Origin of the sequence: Parvularcula marina, from assembly GCF_003399445.1 — a bacterium.
Taxonomy (GTDB): Bacteria; Pseudomonadota; Alphaproteobacteria; order Caulobacterales; family Parvularculaceae; genus Parvularcula; species Parvularcula marina.
Map to the genome: position 1 here is coordinate 68,291 of NZ_QUQO01000002.1, position 18,316 is coordinate 86,606.

21 protein-coding genes are annotated in these 18,316 nt (G+C 59.9%); 18 read left to right on the forward strand and 3 right to left on the reverse strand.

Features of this window, described 5'->3' with window-relative positions:
• The first annotated feature begins 3 nt into the window (after positions 1 to 3).
• From ccoG to ccoS, 4 genes are read left to right on the forward strand one after another with little or no spacing between them, the layout of a single operon-like run.
• The gene (gene ccoG / locus DX908_RS14205; RefSeq protein WP_158548826.1) at positions 4 to 1,428 is read left to right on the forward strand and encodes a cytochrome c oxidase accessory protein CcoG; all 1,425 of its coding nucleotides are present in this window, start codon (positions 4 to 6) and stop codon (positions 1,426 to 1,428) included.
• Positions 1,429 to 1,451: 23 nt separating this feature from the next.
• Positions 1,452 to 1,952, forward strand: a complete 501-nt coding sequence (locus DX908_RS14210) for a FixH family protein (protein WP_158548828.1) — start codon at positions 1,452 to 1,454, stop codon at positions 1,950 to 1,952.
• A complete protein-coding gene (locus tag DX908_RS14215; RefSeq protein ID WP_116393157.1) occupies positions 1,949 to 4,171 on the forward strand; it encodes a heavy metal translocating P-type ATPase in 2,223 nt (740 codons plus the stop codon). Before DX908_RS14210 ends, DX908_RS14215 begins: the two co-directional genes overlap by 4 nt.
• On the forward strand, positions 4,168 to 4,356 hold the full coding sequence (ccoS, locus tag DX908_RS14220) for a cbb3-type cytochrome oxidase assembly protein CcoS (RefSeq protein ID WP_116393158.1): 189 nt from the start codon (positions 4,168 to 4,170) through the stop codon (positions 4,354 to 4,356). Before DX908_RS14215 ends, ccoS begins: the two co-directional genes overlap by 4 nt.
• Here ccoS and DX908_RS14225 read toward each other — a convergent pair.
• Positions 4,332 to 5,120 (reverse strand): DUF2189 domain-containing protein, encoded by a 789-nt coding sequence (locus DX908_RS14225; RefSeq protein ID WP_158548830.1) that lies wholly within the window; start codon positions 5,118 to 5,120, stop codon positions 4,332 to 4,334. The two genes, ccoS and DX908_RS14225, sit on opposite strands and share 25 nt — an antisense overlap.
• A 141-nt stretch (positions 5,121 to 5,261) precedes the next feature.
• Between DX908_RS14225 and DX908_RS14230 the strand changes: the two genes are divergently transcribed.
• Positions 5,262 to 5,912 (forward strand): OmpW/AlkL family protein, encoded by a 651-nt coding sequence (locus DX908_RS14230; RefSeq protein WP_116393160.1) that lies wholly within the window; start codon positions 5,262 to 5,264, stop codon positions 5,910 to 5,912.
• 131 nt (positions 5,913 to 6,043) lie between these two features.
• Entirely contained in the window at positions 6,044 to 6,301 is a 258-nt protein-coding gene (locus DX908_RS14235) for a DUF6356 family protein (RefSeq protein ID WP_116393161.1), read from the forward strand.
• Positions 6,302 to 6,307: 6 nt separating this feature from the next.
• On the opposite strand, the gene DX908_RS14240 is transcribed toward DX908_RS14235, so the two are convergent.
• Both DX908_RS14240 and DX908_RS14245 read right to left on the reverse strand, forming a co-directional pair.
• Entirely contained in the window at positions 6,308 to 6,784 is a 477-nt protein-coding gene (locus tag DX908_RS14240) for an Lrp/AsnC family transcriptional regulator (RefSeq protein WP_116393162.1), read from the reverse strand.
• A 58-nt stretch (positions 6,785 to 6,842) separates the two neighbouring features.
• Positions 6,843 to 8,120, reverse strand: a complete 1,278-nt coding sequence (locus tag DX908_RS14245) for a serine hydrolase (RefSeq protein ID WP_158548832.1) — start codon at positions 8,118 to 8,120, stop codon at positions 6,843 to 6,845.
• 438 nt (positions 8,121 to 8,558) lie between these two features.
• Between DX908_RS14245 and DX908_RS14250 the strand changes: the two genes are divergently transcribed.
• The 12 genes from DX908_RS14250 (at position 8,559) to DX908_RS14300 (ending at position 18,277) form a co-directional block, all read left to right on the forward strand.
• The gene (locus DX908_RS14250) at positions 8,559 to 9,002 is read left to right on the forward strand and encodes a phasin family protein (protein ID WP_116393164.1); all 444 of its coding nucleotides are present in this window, start codon (positions 8,559 to 8,561) and stop codon (positions 9,000 to 9,002) included.
• Between the two features lie 180 nt (positions 9,003 to 9,182).
• Positions 9,183 to 9,518, forward strand: coding sequence for an ATP-dependent Clp protease adapter ClpS (clpS, locus tag DX908_RS14255; RefSeq protein ID WP_116393477.1), 336 nt, complete (start codon positions 9,183 to 9,185; stop codon positions 9,516 to 9,518).
• A complete protein-coding gene (clpA, locus tag DX908_RS14260) occupies positions 9,518 to 11,857 on the forward strand; it encodes an ATP-dependent Clp protease ATP-binding subunit ClpA (protein WP_116393478.1) in 2,340 nt (779 codons plus the stop codon). The genes clpS and clpA overlap by 1 nt, the downstream gene beginning before the upstream one ends.
• Positions 11,858 to 12,369: 512 nt before the next feature.
• Positions 12,370 to 12,504 carry a hypothetical protein gene (locus DX908_RS16690; protein ID WP_267895872.1) on the forward strand — a complete coding sequence of 45 codons (135 nt, stop codon included), beginning with the start codon at positions 12,370 to 12,372 and terminating at the stop codon, positions 12,502 to 12,504.
• A complete protein-coding gene (locus DX908_RS14270; RefSeq protein WP_116393166.1) occupies positions 12,501 to 13,340 on the forward strand; it encodes a hypothetical protein in 840 nt (279 codons plus the stop codon). Before DX908_RS16690 ends, DX908_RS14270 begins: the two co-directional genes overlap by 4 nt.
• Before the next feature lie 109 nt (positions 13,341 to 13,449).
• Positions 13,450 to 13,977 carry a GNAT family N-acetyltransferase gene (locus DX908_RS14275; protein ID WP_116393167.1) on the forward strand — a complete coding sequence of 176 codons (528 nt, stop codon included), beginning with the start codon at positions 13,450 to 13,452 and terminating at the stop codon, positions 13,975 to 13,977.
• 34 nt (positions 13,978 to 14,011) lie between these two features.
• Complete coding sequence (locus DX908_RS14280) at positions 14,012 to 14,737, forward strand: hypothetical protein (protein ID WP_116393168.1); 726 nt, start codon at positions 14,012 to 14,014, stop codon at positions 14,735 to 14,737.
• Positions 14,738 to 14,803: 66 nt separating this feature from the next.
• Positions 14,804 to 14,974 (forward strand): hypothetical protein, encoded by a 171-nt coding sequence (locus DX908_RS16360; RefSeq protein ID WP_158548834.1) that lies wholly within the window; start codon positions 14,804 to 14,806, stop codon positions 14,972 to 14,974.
• An 84-nt stretch (positions 14,975 to 15,058) separates the two neighbouring features.
• Positions 15,059 to 15,298 (forward strand): GlsB/YeaQ/YmgE family stress response membrane protein, encoded by a 240-nt coding sequence (locus DX908_RS14285; RefSeq protein WP_116393169.1) that lies wholly within the window; start codon positions 15,059 to 15,061, stop codon positions 15,296 to 15,298.
• A gap of 212 nt (positions 15,299 to 15,510) precedes the next feature.
• Complete coding sequence (locus DX908_RS14290) at positions 15,511 to 16,677, forward strand: 3-oxoacyl-[acyl-carrier-protein] synthase III C-terminal domain-containing protein (RefSeq protein ID WP_233508728.1); 1,167 nt, start codon at positions 15,511 to 15,513, stop codon at positions 16,675 to 16,677.
• A 12-nt stretch (positions 16,678 to 16,689) separates the two neighbouring features.
• On the forward strand, positions 16,690 to 17,379 hold the full coding sequence (locus tag DX908_RS14295; protein WP_116393171.1) for an iron-containing redox enzyme family protein: 690 nt from the start codon (positions 16,690 to 16,692) through the stop codon (positions 17,377 to 17,379).
• Positions 17,372 to 18,277, forward strand: a complete 906-nt coding sequence (locus DX908_RS14300) for a DUF6999 family protein (protein WP_116393172.1) — start codon at positions 17,372 to 17,374, stop codon at positions 18,275 to 18,277. Before DX908_RS14295 ends, DX908_RS14300 begins: the two co-directional genes overlap by 8 nt.
• Positions 18,278 to 18,316 lie beyond the last annotated feature (39 nt).

Sequence of the window (18,316 nt, forward strand, 5' to 3'; positions counted from 1 at the left end):
CATATGTCAGAGGTCAGTGCAGCGCCCGAGAGGCTTTATGCGAAGCGTGAGGCGGTGCACCCCCAGCTTGTTCATGGCAAATACCGGTTCACCAAATGGCTGGTCCTGTTTGCGACGCTCGGGGTCTATTACTTCCTGCCTTGGCTACGCTGGCCGCGCGCGGCGCATGAGCCGCAGCAGGCGGTGCTGGTCGATTTCGAAGGCGCGCGGCTCTATTTCTTCAATATCGAGATCTGGCCGGATGAGTTCTATCTCGTCACCGGCATTCTCGTTCTCTCCGCGTTGGCATTGTTCTTTGTCACCTCGGTCTGGGGGCGTCTCTGGTGCGGCTATGCCTGTCCGCAGACAGTGTGGACGGATCTTTTCATCGCGGTTGAGCGCATGGTGGAGGGTGACCGGAATAAACGGCTCCAGCTCGCCAAAAAACCCTGGACCGCGGACAAGATCCTCAAGAAAGTCACCAAGCATTCGCTCTGGCTCCTGATCGCCATGGCGACCGGCGGGGCGTGGGTGCTTTATTTCCATGATGCGCCCACCGTCATCTCGAAATTCTTTGTCGGTCAGGCCCCGGCCAGCTCCTATCTTTTCGTTGGGGTGCTGACCTTCACGACCTATTCGCTGGCCGGCCTGATGCGCGAGCAGGTCTGCACCTATATGTGCCCCTGGCCGCGCATTCAGGGCGCGATGACCGATGATAAGACCTTTGCCGTTGGCTATTACGCCTTGCGCGGGGAGCCGCGCGGCAAGCACAAAAAAGGTCAGGACTGGTCAGAGCTTGGCGACTGCATCGATTGCCATGCCTGCGTCACCGCCTGTCCCATGGGCATCGACATCCGCGACGGGGACCAGCTTGAATGCATCAATTGCGGGCTCTGCGTTGATGCCTGCGACACGATGATGAAAAAGGTCGGCCTGCCCAAGGGACTGATCGCCTATGGTGCCGATTACCGCGACGTGAAGGATCCCAAGGCCCGACGCCGCTGGCCGCAGATCATTCGTCCCCGGACGCTTTTTTATGCTGGCGTGACGATTCTCGCATCCGCGATCATGCTGTTCGGCCTGACCGGCCGGTCGAGCCTTGAATTCGGGGTCGAGCGGGACCGGGCGCCGGCCTTTACCCGCCTGTCCGATGGCTCGATCCGCAATGCGATCACCGCGCGCGTGCTCAACAAGCAGAGTGAGACCCATCCTTTCACCATCGAGATTGACGGGCCCGAAGGGCTGACCACCGCCGCAGTCGGCTACGAGATCGAGGATGGCCAGATCCATTTCGATGTCGCTCCCGACAAGCAGATCCGGCTGCGAATCTTTTTGACAATGCCGAAAGGCGAGGGGGATGGCGATGAGATCACCGTCACCCTCACGGATGACGTCACCGGCGAAACATCGAGCGAAAGCCTCGGCTTCCTTGGTGGCAGCCGGAGATAGGGAAAGCTGTAGGAATGTCCGACATGGCAAAGGCTGAAAAACCATTCGAGCTGACCGGCAGGCATGTGCTCTTTGCGGTGATAGCCTTTTTCGGCATCATCATCGCGGTCAATTTTCTCTTCGTGAAACTCGCGGTACAGAGCTTTCCCGGCGAGCAGGTCGAGAAAAGCTATTATCAGGGTCTCAACTATAATGAGACGCTGGCAGAGAAGGCCCGGCAGGCTGAACTCGGCTGGCGCTTCCAGCTCGTCAACGGCACCGCCGGGGCGGGCGCGCCGCTGGAGATCATCCTTCTCAACCGTGAAGGCCGCCCCGTCGTCGATGCCGTCCTTGAGGGCGAGCTTGCCCGCCCGACCAGCGATGAAGGTCTGCAACAGCTTGGCTTCACCCATCTGGGCGAAGGTCGTTACCGCAGCGATGTTGAAGGGCTTGCCCCCGGCGCGTGGGACCTTACCTTGAAGGCACGAGAAGAAGTGGAAGGCGAGATCATGCTGTCCGCGACCACACGGATGCTCGTGCGATGAAACCGGCTCCCGACACAGGCTGCCCTTCGGGCCTCGCACCGGCAGAAAACGAAACCAGCGCCCCGGACCCGGCGGCTTTCGTGCGCAAGCGCGAGGGCGGCAAGGAGCTGGAGCTTTATGTCCGCGGCGCCAAATGCGCAGGGTGTATCTCCAAGATCGAAAAGGCGGTGACGGCGCTCGACGGTGTTGAAGAGGCCCGCCTCAACCTCTCGACCGGCAAGCTGCATGTCCGCTGGCAGGGCGGCCTTGCGCCCGCCCGCGTGACCTCAGCCGTGGCGGAGCTTGGCTATGGGGTCACCCCCTTTGATCCGGTGGCGGCGGAAGAGGAAAAAGATGCCTACGGACGGCTTCTCATCCGCTCGCTCGCGGTGGCGGGCTTTGCGGCGGCCAATATCATGCTGCTCTCGGTCTCGGTCTGGGCGGCCAATGGCGGCGAGATGGGCGAGGCCACACGGCGGCTCTTCCATCTGATCTCCGGGCTGATCGCGATTCCGGCGGCGCTTTATGCCGGCCGGCCCTTCTTTTCCTCCGCATGGGGCGCGCTCAAGCAGGGCCACGCCAATATGGACGTGCCGATCTCGCTCGCCGTCTTCCTTGCGCTCGGGGTTTCCCTGTCCGAGGCGCTGATGGGCGGCGTCCACGCCTATTTCGATGCAGCGGTGATGCTGCTCTTCTTCCTTCTGATCGGTCGATGGCTCGATCATCATCTGCGCAACAAGGCACGGTCGGCGGCGCGGGATCTGCTGGCGCTTCAGGCAACGACCGCGACCCGGCTGGATGCGGGCGGCCATGCCGTCTCTGTCACGTCCAAGGATATCGCGCCGGGCGACCGGCTGCGGCTTGGCGCGGGCGACCGGGTGCCGGTCGATGTCACCGTGCTCGAAGGTGAATCGGACGTGGACGTTGCATTGCTGACGGGCGAGCCCATCCCGATCACCGCAAAGCCGGGCGACCGGCTGTCAGGCGGCGCGGTCAATCTCTCCCATACCCTGATCGTGCGGGCAGAGGCCGATGTCACAAGCTCGCTGGTCGCTGATCTCGTCCGCCTTGTGGAGGCCGGGCAGCAGACCAAGGGCCGCTTCACGATCCTCGCCGATCGGGCGGCGCGCGCCTATGTGCCGATCGTCCATACGCTCGCGGCCGTGACCTTTGCGGGCTGGCTCTTCTTCGGGGCCGGGGTGCGTGAGGCGATCATGGCGGCGACCGCCGTCCTCATCATCACCTGTCCGTGTGCGCTTGGTCTGGCGACCCCGGCGGTGCAGGTCGTCGCCACGGGTCAGCTTTTCCGCCGCGGCATTCTGGTGAAAAGCGGCGATGCCCTCGAACGTCTCGCCGCTGTCCGGCATGTCGTCTTTGACAAGACCGGCACGCTGACAAGGGGCCAGCTTTCATGGCTCAATCCGGATGCGCTGGATACGGATCAACTGTCGTCTGTGGCCCAGCTTGCGCGCGCCAGCCGCCATCCTATCGCGCGGGCCATCGTCGTCCATGCGGGCGGCGGCCCGGTCGCTGATACGGTCGATGAATATGCCGGTCTCGGCGTCAGAGGGACAGTCGAGGGCCGGGAGATCCTGCTCGGGCGGGCGGAATTTGTCGGGGCCGAAGATCCGGGTCAGGCCGCAGGTCCCATGGCGTGGGTTCGTATTGGCGAGACTGCGCCCATCCAGCTTCGTTTTGCTGATACGCTCCGCAAGGACAGTATCCGGACGATTGAAAATCTCAAAGAAGCGGGCCCTACCGTATCGCTTCTCTCCGGTGACCGCGCGGCCTCGGTCGAGGCGATTGCGCGTGAGACCGGGATTGATGACTGGACCGCCGAAGTCACCCCGCAGGACAAGGCGGAAGTCCTCAAATCCTATGAGACACGCGGCATCATGACCGCCATGGTCGGGGACGGCATCAATGACGCGCCCGCCATGGCCCATGCCGGCGTCTCGCTGTCGCCGGGCACGGCGGCCGATGCCGCTCAATCCGCCGCCGATTTCGTCTTTCAGGGGGAGGAGCTTTCGGCGATTATCGAGGCGCGCGGCATGGCGCTGCGCTCCAAACGGCACATTCTTCAGAATTTCGCCTTCGCCGCAGCCTATAATCTCGTTGCCGCGCCGCTTGCCATGGCGGGGATCGTCACCCCTCTGATTGCCGCGCTCGCCATGTCGGGCTCATCGCTGATCGTCACGCTCAATGCGCTGCGGCTCGCGGGTGGAAAGAAGGCAACATGACCGGGCTTCTCTTCCTTATCCCGATTGCGCTGCTGATGGGCGGTGTTGCGGTGGCGGCCTTCATGTGGTCGCTCAGCAATGGTCAGTATAATGACCCTGAGGGCGCGGCGAGCCGCATCCTGCTCGACGATGACCTCGAAGAGCAGGAGGAGCTGGAGCGTCAGTCGCCGAATGCCTCGCGATAGCCATGCCATGTGGCAAGGCCGATTAGCGGGAAGAGCAGGATAAAGCCTAAGAGGAATGTTGCGGCACTGATCGCAACGCTCGCTGCAATGATCCACGCCCATAACAGCATCGGCTTGGGCTGGGCGATCACCGCATTGACGCTGGCGCCAATAGCGGTGGCAAAATCGACATCCTTATCCATCAGCATGGGGATCGAAAACGCCGTGATCGCAAAGATCGAAAAGGCGATGATCCCGCCGACAATCGTCCCGATGGTCAGGAGTGACAGCCCCGGCAGCGTGCCGAGCGCAAAGCTCGTGAACTCACCGGGCGCGATATACTGGCCGCCGGCGAACATCACGAGCAGCCCCAGCGCGCACAGCGTCCAGATAAAGAGCCCGAAGAGCAGCATGACCCCCAGATAGGCAACTCCGATCGGGGCTGCGGCCTTCACGAACAGAACATCACGCCAGCCGGGCAGTCGGCCTGCCTCGATCTCTCGCGCATAGGCGTAAAGCCCGGCAGCCATCAGCGGGCCAACCAATGCAAAGGCGCCAACTGCGACCGGCACGGCGGCTGTCATGCCCATAAGGCTGAGCCCCAAAACGATGGCATAGCCGAGCGCGACGAAGAGGACGCCATAGCCCGCGGCGAGGAGAGGGCGTTTCTGGTAATCGGCCCACCCCTTTTCCAGCCATCGCCAAGGCGCAGTGGCGGAGAGTTTTTTCGCCATGGGAATGGAGTTACCGGAACTGGAAATCGACTCTGCCGTATTGGGTGTCACCTGTTCCTCCTCAATATTTTTGTCTCGTATTTTTATAGCCGTTTTTTCCGCGAATGTACGCATTTCATTTGATCTGGATCAAATGCTTGCTGCATCGCGGCGTTATCGAGGCGAGGCATTCTTTATGGTTAGGAGAACGAAATGCTTCGTGCAGCACTTATCGGAACAGCGGCCATCGGGGCCATGACCTCAGTTGCAGCCGCAGAGCAAGGGGACTGGATCGTCCGTGGGCGGGCCATTCTCGTTTCGCCACAGGAAGACGCATCCGGCGTCGAGCCGGCCTTCCCGAATGGCTCGGTCGAGGTTGAAGATGCGGTCGTACCGGAGCTTGATTTCACTTATTTCCTGACACGGAATGTCGGGGTGGAACTCATCCTTGCGACCAGCCCGCATGATCTTGAAGGCACAGGTGACCTGGAAGGTCTCGGCAAGATCGGGGATGTCTGGGCGCTGCCGCCGACCCTGACTCTGCAATATCACTTCCAGCCTGAGGCGAAGGTTCGTCCTTACGTTGGTGTCGGGTTCAACTACACCATCTTCTATAATGAGGATGCGACCTCCAGCCTGAACAACGCCATTGGCGATACCTCGATCAGCCTTGACGAGAGCTTTGGCGTCGCCGTGCAGGCAGGTGTCGATGTCGATGTTTCCGAGAACTGGTTCGTCAATGCGGACATCAAATGGATCCAGATCGATACCACCGCGACCCTGAACACCGGCGGGTCGATCAACAAGGTCGATGTCGAGCTTGATCCGATCGTGGCCGGTATTGGTCTCGGCCGCCGATTCTAAGGTCTTAACCTCCCTGACTCACCCAGATTGGGATAATCTCCCAATCTGGGCCTTTTCTTGTGTGGAATTTGGGAGCACAATCGCTGCGGACGGGTGTATGTATGAACCTGATCCAGTGAAGGGGTGGCTCCATGTTCGACAAACTGTTCCGCGAGCATCCGGCGACAGTCGGTGAGTCTTATACGGAGCATTTGCGACAGGCACTCGGATTCTCTCTCAGCCTTCTCTTCGCTGGATTAGCCTGCCTCGTGCATGCTTTCATTCCGGGTCTCTGCAAGACGACCGGCAGCCAGAAAATCCGTGAACTGCATGAGCGGATGGTGACCCACCGGCATGAGCAGACACCCAATCGCCGCGCGGCGCGTCAGGTCTCTCGCGACACGGTGTAGGAGGGCTCAGCTCTCTTCGACCGGCACGGCGGTCGTGTTCTTGATGTCTTCCATAGCAAACGAAGCCGACACATCGAGCAGGGGGCCGATTTTGACGATCTCCTTATAGATCTCGTCATAGTGCCGAACGTCCCGCACCACCAGTTTGGCCATGTAATCGACATCTCCTGACATGCGGTAGAACTCGACGACTTCCGGGCGCGACACGATCTGACTGACGAATTTCTTATACCAGTCGGCGCTGTGCTCACGTACACGGAGGATGGCAAAGACGGTGAGGGGATAACCCAGCTTCTCAGCGTCAAAGACCGCGACACGAGCTTTGAGGACACCCTCATCCTCCATCGTCTTGATGCGCCGCCAGCAGGCATTTTGCGAAAGGCCGACCATCTCGCCGACCTTCTGAATCGAAAGGCTCGCATCCTTCTGCAGGATGTCGATGATGCGGCGGTCGATTGCGTCGAGTTTGGGGGGCGTGCTCATGTCCCCCTCTTAGGCCGATGCGGACCGGATAGGCGAGAGGGGCCGTGCGGCCTAGTCGCTACTCTGCGAGCTGCAGGATCAGGCAATCCGTGCCGGATTTTTTCAGCGCGGTGCAGGAGGCGGAGGCCTCGTTCTCGGTCAGCCGCGTGAAACGGGCGCGATAGACCGGGTCTTTCTCTTTCTGCGCGATATTCACCTCGCGGCCGGCATCGGGCCAGACGGCGCGGATCGTATCCTGCGTCCGGTGGATCTGCTCGATCGCCTGCGGTTGCGATTTGAACGCGCCGACCTGAACGATCCAGTTACGGACGAGATCAAGGTCAGCATCGCCTTCACCGATGGGACCTGTGTCGGCAATGCCGGGCTCGGTCGGCGCCATCAGAGCGGCAAGCTGGGTCGATTGGTCTGCCTGCGCCGTCACTGGCAACAGGCTGGAAACATCGCCGCCAGCGAGAGCGGAGGGCGCGGCGCTCGCTTTGACCGAAGCGAGAAGAACAGGTGCTTCTTCAATCCGGTCCGGGCGCAGGCCCGGAACAGGGCGCACACTGTGAATTGATTTAACGAGGGTCGGGCGCTTCTCGATCGCGTCGAACGCATTCGAGAGGATCAGCTCCATGTGGTTGTTGCGGGTCGTGCCTGAGCGTCCACCAAGCACAATGCCGATCAGGCGATGGCCGTCACGTTCGGCAGTCGTTGAGAGGTTATAGCCCGAGGCGCGGGTATAGCCGGTCTTGATGCCGTCAGCGCCTTTATAATGCTGGGTCACCTTGTTGTGGGATTTATAGGTCCGGCCATCCCACACGAATGAGTCGTCGTCGAAATAATGGAAATATTGCGGGAAGTCCTGAACCAGCCGCTGGGAGAGGGTGGCCATGTCGCGGGCGGTCGTGCGCTGGCGTGTATCGGGCAGGCCTGAGGCGTTCCGGAAGGTCGTGCGGCGCATGCCGATCTGGCGCGCCTTGCTCGTCATCTTGGCGGCGAACTGGCTTTCTGTCCCGCCGAGCTTTTCAGCAACGGCAGTCGCCACGTCATTCGCAGATTTGATGACCAGCGCCTGGATCGCGGTTTCGACATCGATTGTGGTGCCCTGTTTGATGCCGAGCTTGGATGCCGGCTGCAATGCGGCGCGTTTTGAGACAGGGATCTTGTCCGTCAGCTTTATCTCGCCAGTCTCGAGCGCCTCAAACAACATGTAGAGCGTCATCATTTTGGTGAGGGACGCAGGATAACGTGTTTCGTTTGAGTACCGGTCGAAAAGAACGTCGCCTGTCTCTGCATGGATCACATAGGCGGCGTATTTGGGGTTTGCCGAAGCTACGCCCACGCTGCAGGTCATGACAGCGAGGATACTCAGAAGAATTCGGCGGGGCTGAAATCTGTACATAAACCTACGAGTCACGGGTCGCCTGCCACGATGTTACAATATACACAATCACGGCCGGTGGGCATCTGTAAATGCGTCCACAATATGGTCGCGATCCTCACTAAAGGGTTAATCGGGTTTAAGGATTCCCTTCGTCCCTGACATTGCAGGGGCTGTGCCGTGTGACCACCCGCTCTGATTTTTGTGCGCCGCACAATTTCCCTTGACGAGGTGGGGGAAGCGCCTTATGTTGCATTGCAGCATAGCGATGTGGCCTCTCCGACGGGAACTGGGGATCACAACGCTTTGAGTCCCTCAGGTTCCAGTCTGGGGCGAAGAGTAGCGTGATTCACCGGCCGAAAATCATCCATTGATGAGGTTGGCCACAAACGAAATTGAGTGAGGATAACCATGAGCACTACACGGAAAAGCACGAAGGCAGCTTCCGACGCTGCCACCGAAGCCACCAAAACCGCGCAAGCCGCCGTCAATGATGGCATCGAGCGCATGACCCAAGGCATGTCGAAAATCGGCTCCTTCGGTCAGGAAAATGTCGAAGCCATGATCGAATGCGCAACGACCGTCGCCAAAGGCGTCGAGAAAATCGCAGCCGAGAACGTCGAATATGCCAAGTCGCAAATGGACGCCGGCACCGACAAATTCCAGGCGCTCTCGAAAGCCAAGACGCCGCAAGAATTTTTTGAAGCCCAGTCCGAACTGTTCCGCACGTCGATGGAACAGCACATTGGTCAGGTCAACAAGGTCTCTGACATGTGGGTTGCTGCAGCCCGCGACGCCGCTCAGCCGCTTTCCAAGCGCTATTCGGCTTTCGTCGAGATGATGCAGACCCGCTAATCGCGACTGACATCAACGAATTCTAGAGACCCCTGCCGCAGAAATGCGGTGGGGGTTTCTTTTTATTCCGTCACGACCGGACCGGGTTAAACGTGATAAGGTTGCAGGCGAGGGTCGAACCCCCAAATAACCGCTTTCGGGATTGTTCTGACGAAAAGGAATTCGATGACCACCTGGATGATGAGCGATGATGGTGACCAGGATGATGACGGCCGCGGTGGCAGCGGCGTCAGCACGATTACGCGCACCTCACCGCGGACCAAGCGGCCATCCCTCTACAAGGTCCTTTTGCTCAATGATGACTATACGCCCCAGGAATTCGTGGTCTGGCTGCTCGAGGCGGTCTTTCACAAGGGGCATGACGAGGCGCATCAGATCATGATGCATGTCCATAATACCGGCGTCGGGATTTGCGGGGTCTATACCTATGAGGTGGCCGAGACCAAGGTTGCCCAGGTGCTGGAACTTGCACGGCGGAACGAACATCCCCTTCAATGCACGATGGAGCGTGAATGATGGCGACTTTCTCTGAAAACCTCGAACGGTCTATTCACCGCGCCATTGCGCTCGCAACGGAGAAAAAGCAGGAGCTCGCAACGCTTGAGCACCTCCTTTATTCGCTGACGGAGGATCCGGACGCGAAAGCCGTCATGGAAGCCTGTGATGTCGATATCGAGGAGCTGCGCGAACAACTCATCGAATATATCGACGAGGATCTCGAAAAGCTCCGGGTCGAGGATGCGGATGACGCCAAGCCGACGGCCGGGTTCCACCGGGTGGTCCAGCGCGCGCTGATTCATGTCGAAACCTCCGGCCGCTCCGAAGTGACGGGGGCGAACATTCTCGTCGCCATCTTCGCCGAGCGCGAGAGCCATGCGACCTTCTTCCTCAATACCCACGGCATGACCCGCTATGATGCGGTGAACTACATATCACACGGCCTGCCGAAGAATGGCGCGCCTGCGCCGGGCCGCTCGCCGCGCGGTGTCGAAGAGGATGAGGAGTCCGCGACAAAACAGGGTCCGCAGGCGCTTGAGGCGTATACGGTCGATCTCAATGCGAAAGCCCGCAAGGGCAAGATCGACATCCTTGTCGGCCGCGAAAAAGAGGTCGAACGCGCGATCCAGGTGCTGTGCCGCCGTCGCAAGAATAACCCGCTTTTCGTCGGTGACCCCGGTGTCGGCAAGACGGCGATTGCCGAAGGGCTCGCCCGCCGCATCGTCGATGAGGAAGTCCCCGAAGTGCTCGCCGAGGCGACGATCTTCTCGCTCGACATGGGCGCGCTGCTTGCCGGCACGCGCTATCGCGGCGATTTCGAGGAGCGCATGAAGGCGGTCCTCAAAGAACTCGAAGCCCATCATGATGCGATCCTCTTCATTGACGAGATCCACACCATCATCGGCGCGGGCGCGACATCCGGCGGGGCGATGGATGCCTCGAACCTCCTCAAACCGGCGCTGCAGGCGGGCTCGCTCAAATGCATGGGTTCGACCACCTTCAAGGAATACAAGCAGCATTTCGAGAAGGACCGGGCGCTTTCCCGCCGCTTCCAGAAGATCGACATTGTCGAGCCGAGTATTCAGGACACGATTGAAATCCTGCGCGGCCTGCGGCCTGCGTTCGAGGATCATCACAATCTGACCTATTCGGACGAAGCCATCGTCACGGCGGTCGAGCTGTCAGCGAAATACATGACCGACCGGCGCCTGCCGGATAAAGCGATTGACGTGATCGACGAGGCCGGTGCCCGCCAGATGCTTTATAAGCCCGAAGACCGGGTGAAGCAGATCGGCGTGCATGAGGTCGAGGAAATCGTCGCCCAGATGGCGCGTATCCCATCCAAAACCGTCTCGAAATCCGATACCGAGCGCCTCAAAAACATGAATGAGGATCTCAAGCGCGTCGTCTACGGACAGGATAACGCGATTGAGCAGCTGACCGCGGCAATCAAACTCAGCCGCGCAGGGCTTCGCGAGCCTGACAAGCCCATCGGCTCCTATCTCTTTGCGGGCCCGACCGGGGTTGGTAAAACCGAGGTCGCTAAACAGCTCGCCAAAATGATGGGGGTCGAGCTTCTTCGCTTTGACATGTCCGAATATATGGAGCGCCATACGGTCAGTCGTCTGATCGGTGCGCCTCCCGGCTATGTCGGCTTTGATCAGGGCGGCGGGCTTCTCACCGATGCCGTTGACCAGAACCCGCATGCGGTCGTCCTTCTCGATGAGATCGAAAAGGCGCACCCGGAGATTTTCAACATTCTCCTGCAGGTCATGGATAATGGCTCGCTGACTGACACGCATGGCAAGAAGATCGACTTCCGCAATGTCATCATTATCATGACGACCAATGCGGGCGCGTCCGATGCGGCGAAGAACGAGATCGGCTTTGGCCGCGGGAAGGCGACCGACCAGCAGAACCAGGCGATCGAGAAACTCTTCACGCCGGAATTCCGCAACCGCCTCGATGCGATCATCACCTTTGCCGGTCTGTCGAAACCGATTGTCGACCGGATCGTTGCGAAATTCGTCATGCAGCTTGAAGCCCAGCTTGCCGACCGCAATGTGACCTTCGAACTAACGGAGGAGGCGACCCGCTGGCTCTCAGAGCGCGGCTTTGATGAGGAGATGGGTGCACGTCCGCTCTCCCGCACCATTCAGGAACATATCAAAAAGCCGATTGCGGATGAAATCCTCTTCGGCCTTCTGAAAGAGGGCGGTATTGTCCGTGTGATGACCAAGAAAGAGGGCGAGAAAAAAGTTCTCGACTTCGAATTCATCCCCGAAGAGCCCAAGCGCGATCCGTCAACGGATGGCGGCGGCGATGGCGAGAAGGCCGAAGAAGAACGGGTGCGGTAATAATGGGTAGGGCGGCACGCCTAAAGCGATCCGCTCTACGGACGGTGAAACCAATCTCACCGCCCGCTCATCCCCGCGAAAGCGGGGATCTGCCTCTGAGGCGTGGTCTCTCCATCCGTCATCCCGCGGCTTGACCGCGGGACCCATGGGCAAGTCTTTCCAACCAAAACCATCGTCGCCCCGGGCGAAGCCCCGGGGCCCATCTCCGACATAATCCACCAATTCCGGCCGAGCGGTTCTGTGATGGACCCCGGCGTGCGGGCTCACACCCTTGCCGGGGTGACGCGGGCTGGATGAGCATAAGCGGAGAATGAAGCACGCTGGGCGCGCGCAACGCGCTGTGCTAGGTCTTCTCATCGATCATTCCGGGGGAGGCCGGAGGAATAAGGGACGTGCACGTCTTTTGCTGAAAACTGGCCGGCACACGGATCGAAACCGATGCCCGTACCTATATCCTGCTGCCCGCCCACCCGTATGATGCTGACTTCGCGAACGGGCTCCTCAATCAGACGATGGACGATTACGTCCGCGCGACCTGGGACAGTGAGGCCGATATCGAGGCCCAGCACAACCGCATCGCACTTGGCGGCACCCCGCTTTGGCCATATGCTCTGAGTGCACATTGCCTCAGGGGAGGGACATCATGAAAATTCTGCTTGGCGCTGGAGCACTCCTCCTCACCACCACGAACATGGCTGCCGCGCAGCACGACGCGGCCGACCAGTTCCCGCCACTCGTTCAGGCGGCGGTGCAGTCGCCAATCATTTTGCCCGTCTTTCCGGAGACGACCATCTCGCCGGAGGCGGAGCGTGTCCATGCGGCCATTCCGCTGGACCCGGTCAATGTGGCGCTGGTGTCGGTATTCGAGCGAGAGATTCGCCCCCACCGTCCGGCCTCAATCCGGGTGATCGTAATGAGCGGCGGCCGGGTTTCCCCCGACATGCGTCTTGTCGGCGCGTCTGCGGTGGGCGGCGGTCAGGTTTCGGCCGTCACCAATGGCAGTTTTACAGCCACCGTTAACGACATGGAGCAGCGACAATTGCGGCTGCTGCTTCAGTTTGCCGATGACGAGGGGCGCAAATCTTCCCGGGAAGTGCCGCTGGTCGTCCTGCCGCCGCCGCCGCCGAGCTCACGGGTTCTTGCGTTCTCGGGTGCGGAAATCGGCTGGATGTCCGCTGTCAGCGGCAGCACCGGGATGAAACTCTACGCTATCGGCTATTATGATAGCGCGCAGATATCGGAGTATAGTAACGCAGATTTTCCGTATAAGGAATTGCAGTTCTTTGCGACTGACACTCGCTCGCCGACGGGGGCGGAGCGTCTGGCTGGCCGCATGGTGGCAAACAAAAATACTAGCTGGCAGGCAGGGCTCCCCGGCATGGGGGTCAAGCGGGGAGACCTTGTGCGGGTCGTCGCCATATCTCATGAGCGGCGGGGCGCGCGTCCGCCAGAAGAAACCCTGCTCGTCTATCGCGTCCGATAAGCGAAAGCGGTCTGGCTGAGCATGTGCGGAGAATGATGTACGCTGGGCGCGCGCAACGCGCTGTGCTAGGTCTCCTCATCCATCTTTCCGAGGGAGGCAGGAGGAATAAGTGACGGGCACGTCCTTTGCTGAAAAACTGGCTGGCACACGGATCGAAACCGATGCTGGCGCCTATATCCTGCTGCCCGCCCGTCCGGATGATGCTGAATTCGCAAACGGGCTCCTCAAACAGACGATGGACAATTACGTCCGCGCGACCTGGGATGATGAGGCCGATATCGCGGCCTATTACGTCCGCAACGCGTTTGAAGGGCGGGCCGAAGACACGCTTGTTCTCTACCGTCAGGGCAAGGAGGGCCGCGAACCTGTCGGCGCCGTGACCGCGCACGCCCATCTGATATCCGATGGTGAAAAGGCGATCGATCTGGGGGAGATCCACCTTCTCCCCTCCGTGCAGGGACAGGGGCTGGGCCAGGCGATTATCTCCGAAATCATTGCCAAGGCGGCGCCCCTGCCGGTTACGCTGATGGTGCTGGAAGCCAATCCGGCCCGGCACCTTTATGAACGGTTAGGCTTTATCGTCGATCGTCCGGGGGAGGGTGACACGGCCCACCGATTGCATATGATAAGGCGTTAAGGGGCCGAAGGGACGGCTTGAGGGGGACAAGATCATGAACGCGAAACCCAACGCGCCGGCGCGCGCCAAGCGCAGCCGCGAGGATTGCATCCGTCCGTCAAGGAGCTTTTATCTCCGTAAATTCGGTCATCTGATGAATGCCATCCGGACAGAGCTGATCATTGTCGGGCTCTTTGTCGTCCTTATGACCTATGCCGGAAATCTCGCGGGCGATCTGGAATTTGTCGTAAAGGATGCCGTGCTCGCGGCGGTTCTCCTGATGCTGGCGACCGCCTTTACCGCCTATGACGTGATCGCGGGCGAAATTTTCATCACCGGGCGGGCTGGGAATTGTCCGAAGGAATGGCGCGTTAGGCCCATGATCGTTATTGGGCTTTTTATCCTTGAGCTGATGATGTTCATCGTCAATCTTGGCATCCTCTTGATGCCCCTGATGATTGTTCTGGATATCAATTTCATGGATGTCAGCGCGGCACAGATATTCGCGCTCGCGGCGATCTGGCACTTGATCAATGTGCTGTGGTATCTGGTCTCACCGGTTGAGCTGCGGGATTTCATCCGGCATGGCGGCTATGCGCTGATCAATGCAGCGCTGTTCCTCTTGATCTCCACCGATGCCTATAGCGCTCTTCCGATCATCGGCGGCTGGTCGCATGATATGATGACGGTCGCGGGCTACGCGATCATCGTCAGCATGATCTACGTCATCCAGATCCGCGGCTACATTGCTGAAAGCGCTGCTGCCGAAGCGGAGATGTAAGGGAGAAGGAGCGCAAGCGCCCCAACCGCGCCCGGAACTCATGCCCGGCTCGTGCATTGAATGCGCATGAGGAACGAGACACAAACCCGCCATCTTTTCTGGGCCACAAGCTCCGCCATGGCGGTCTTTACCCTGATGAGTTCAGCCCTCGCGCTCTATTTCGGTGCCCAGTCCTTCAGTGACAGCCCTGATCTGGCGCCAAAAGTCATCGCCGCTGCCGAGATCGGCACAGGATAGGGCGAGGAACCATTCACGCCCCCGCACGTTTCATCAACAGCATTTCAAGGAGGCTCCGCGCGATTTTCGCGGGAGATTGAAGACATGAATATTATTCTCTGGATTATTATTGGCGGCGTTGCCGGTTGGGGCGCTGAACAGGTCATGCATTCGAACCACGGTATCCTGATGAATATCCTGCTCGGGATTGTCGGCGCGGTCGTCCTTAACGCGATTCTGGCGCTGGCTGGTCTCGCGCTTGGCGGGATCCTGGGGCAGCTCATCGTTGCCTTTGCCGGTGCGTGCCTCCTGATCTGGCTCGGCCGCAGGCTGCGCCACGCGTAGGACTCTAATTCTACCCTCATGGTGGGCGGGAACCCCGGTGCCTCTGGCGCCGGGGTTTTTTGTCTGCACCCGTCCGCGGTGCGATAGGGTGCAGGCTTTTGCCTGTGCAGAGAAACGGCCCTCTAGTACCGGTTTAACACACTGAATTTCCATCATCTCTCCAATTCTTCATCTAGTGCCGCTTGATATTTTTGCGCTTTTGAACAATGTTCATGAACGATGTTCAATGGCTCGGGGAGAGAGCGATGCAGGATGTCTATCTGACCGCCGCCGGGGCCTGCCTGCCGGGTGCCCCGGTGCCAAATGACCGGATGGTGCGCCATATCGGCGTGCTCGATCCGCAGTCGGAACGGCTCGGCCGGTTGATCCTGCGCCACAACCGGATCGAGACGCGACATTACGCGCTGACCGAAACAGGGGAGGCGACCCATTCCAATGCATCGCTGGCAGCCACGGCCTTGCGCGATGCGATGGGCAATGGCGGCTACGGGATGGAGGAGCTGTCGCTTCTGGCGGCAGCAACGACGCAAGGGGACTTGCTTGTTCCCGGTCATGCCAGTGCCGTGCACGGAGAGCTGGGCGCAGGTCCGCTCGAAATCGCCAGCTTCCAGTCGGTCTGCGCCAGCTCAATGATGGCGGCGAAATATGCCGCGCTGTCGGTCGGCGCAGGCGAGGCGCGTCTGGCTGCCGCGACAGGATCTGAATTCTCTTCGCGCTGGTTCCGCCCGTCTTTTTATACCCCTGCGGAGGAATTGCTGCAGAATAAAGAGCATCGCATGGCGGCGGAGTTCCTGCGCTGGACGCTCTCTGATGGGGGCGGGGCGGTCCTGTTTGCGGACCGTCCGGGCGCAAGAACGCCGTCCTATAAGGTCGAGTGGATCACCCTTACCTCGCTCGCTGACCGGTTCGAGACCTGCATGATCGCAGGGCAGGGGCCGGAGCATCGCGAAGATTTACGGAACAGCTGGTCCTTCCATCCCGGTGGTCCAGCGGCAGCGGCCCGCGATGGCGCCATCATGCTTTATCAGGACATGGTGCTCCTCAAGCGGATCATCCGTGCCTGGGTCGGAGAATATCTCAAACTCGTTGATGGCGGGCGCGTCGATCCCAAAGGAGTCGACTGGCTGCTCTGCCACTATTCAGCGCATTCACTCCGGGAAGAGATCATCTCGCTCCTCAAGACTACGGGCGGCATGATCGATGAGGAGAAATGGTTCACCAATTTGCCAACGGCGGGGAATACGGGCTCGGCCTCGCTCTTCGTCATGCTCGATGAGTTCAACCGCAAGGGGCTTGCGCGGCCCGGCGACAAAATTCTCTGCATCGTGCCCGAAAGCGGGCGCGCCGTGATTTCCTTCATGATGCTGACGGCCCTCTAAAGGAGTAATTCCATGGCCTATGACACATTGCCTGAAGACAGCCTGACACAATCGGTGATGCGCCGTCTTGCGCTGGTCTGGATCGATTTCGAAGGCCGGCTGGAGCAGGTGCCGATCATCCGGCGGCTGAATGCTGGCCGGTTCACGCTCGAGGATTACCGCGCGCTCCTTCTCGATCTGCGCCAGCAAGTCGTTGATGGCGGCTGCTGGATCGCGCGCGCGGCCAGCCATGTCGATGCAAAGCATATTGATCTCCGCTCGCGCTTCATGCGCCACGCTGTCACAGAGCACCGGGATTTTCAGATGCTGGAGGCCAATTACGTGAATGTCGGCGGTGCAGCCGAAGACATCCGCCGGGGTCGGAAGAATATCGGCTCGGAGGCACTCTCCGCCTATATGTTCCATAAGGCGTCCCAACCGAACCCGTTCGATCTCTTGGGCGCGATGTTCATCATCGAAGGTCTGGGCAGCCGCAAGGCGACAGAATGGGGTACCGCCATTCGCGACACGCTCCACCTCCGAGACGATCAGGTCAGCTTCCTTCTCTATCACGGGGAGGAGGATGACGATCACCTTGCTGACTTTGAGAAATGGGTCACCCGGATCGTCCGGACATCGGAGGAGGGCGACGCGCTGGTCCGTACGGCCGAAGTCGTCGCCCGGCTCTATGCGCTGCAATTGGAGGAGGTCGGCCGTGGCTGAGCCGCTCCATGTGAAAACGCATGACCCGAAGGACCCTGATCCCTGGCACGCGCTGCTGCTCGATCAGTCGATCCCGATTGCGCAGGAAGCAAAAACGGCCCTTCTGCGTGGGAACCAGAGCCGGTCTCGGCGTTATCTGTTGCCTATCGTCCGACCGGTCATTTTCGTCTTTTTCCTCCTTGTGCTGTTCTTCCGCATGATCAGTCCGCGCTGGCCGCACTGGCCGAAGACGCTGCACAATGTGATCTATTGGGGGCTGAGGACATTTGCGACGCCCGATGCCAACCGGCTGATCCTCCGGCATTTCATCATCGGCACGGAGATCATGCAGTTCATCCGCGATAATGCCGGGGTTGCGGCACCGACCATCCCCTTGCGTCCCACAACGCTGGAGGATCTGCGGGACAACACCTTCCTCCAGCACGACCTCAATATCTATAATTTCATCATCGGGCTGAATTCAGAACTCAACGCCGCCGGGCGGGAGCTGTCGCCACCGGACCAGATCGATTTCTCTGCCATTTCAGACGGGCCAATCGAGCTTGGGCCACTGCCCAACGGCCGCCTCAATGCCGTTGATGTCCAGACGGCGATTGAAGCCTATACGCCGGTTTACGGCTTCTTCCTTTCCCGGAGGGATTTCGAGCGCGCCGCCAATTCACTCCAGCTTGATGAGACCATCGCGATCTATGTCGCGCAGCTTCTGGGGGATGATCACCATCTGACCTTCGTCAATAATCATCACCCGATGGTGCCCCTGTCTCTTTTTGAGACAGGCTTCCGGCTGATGATGCATGGCTATGACGCGGAGGCGCTGCACGGCTATCTGCGGCAGAAAAAGCGGCTCGCGGGCCAGCAAAAGGGGGCCACCGCCCCCAAAATTTCGGCTGGTAATTGATTGAAATCGCTGAAAAAAGGAAATTGACGCCTTGCACTC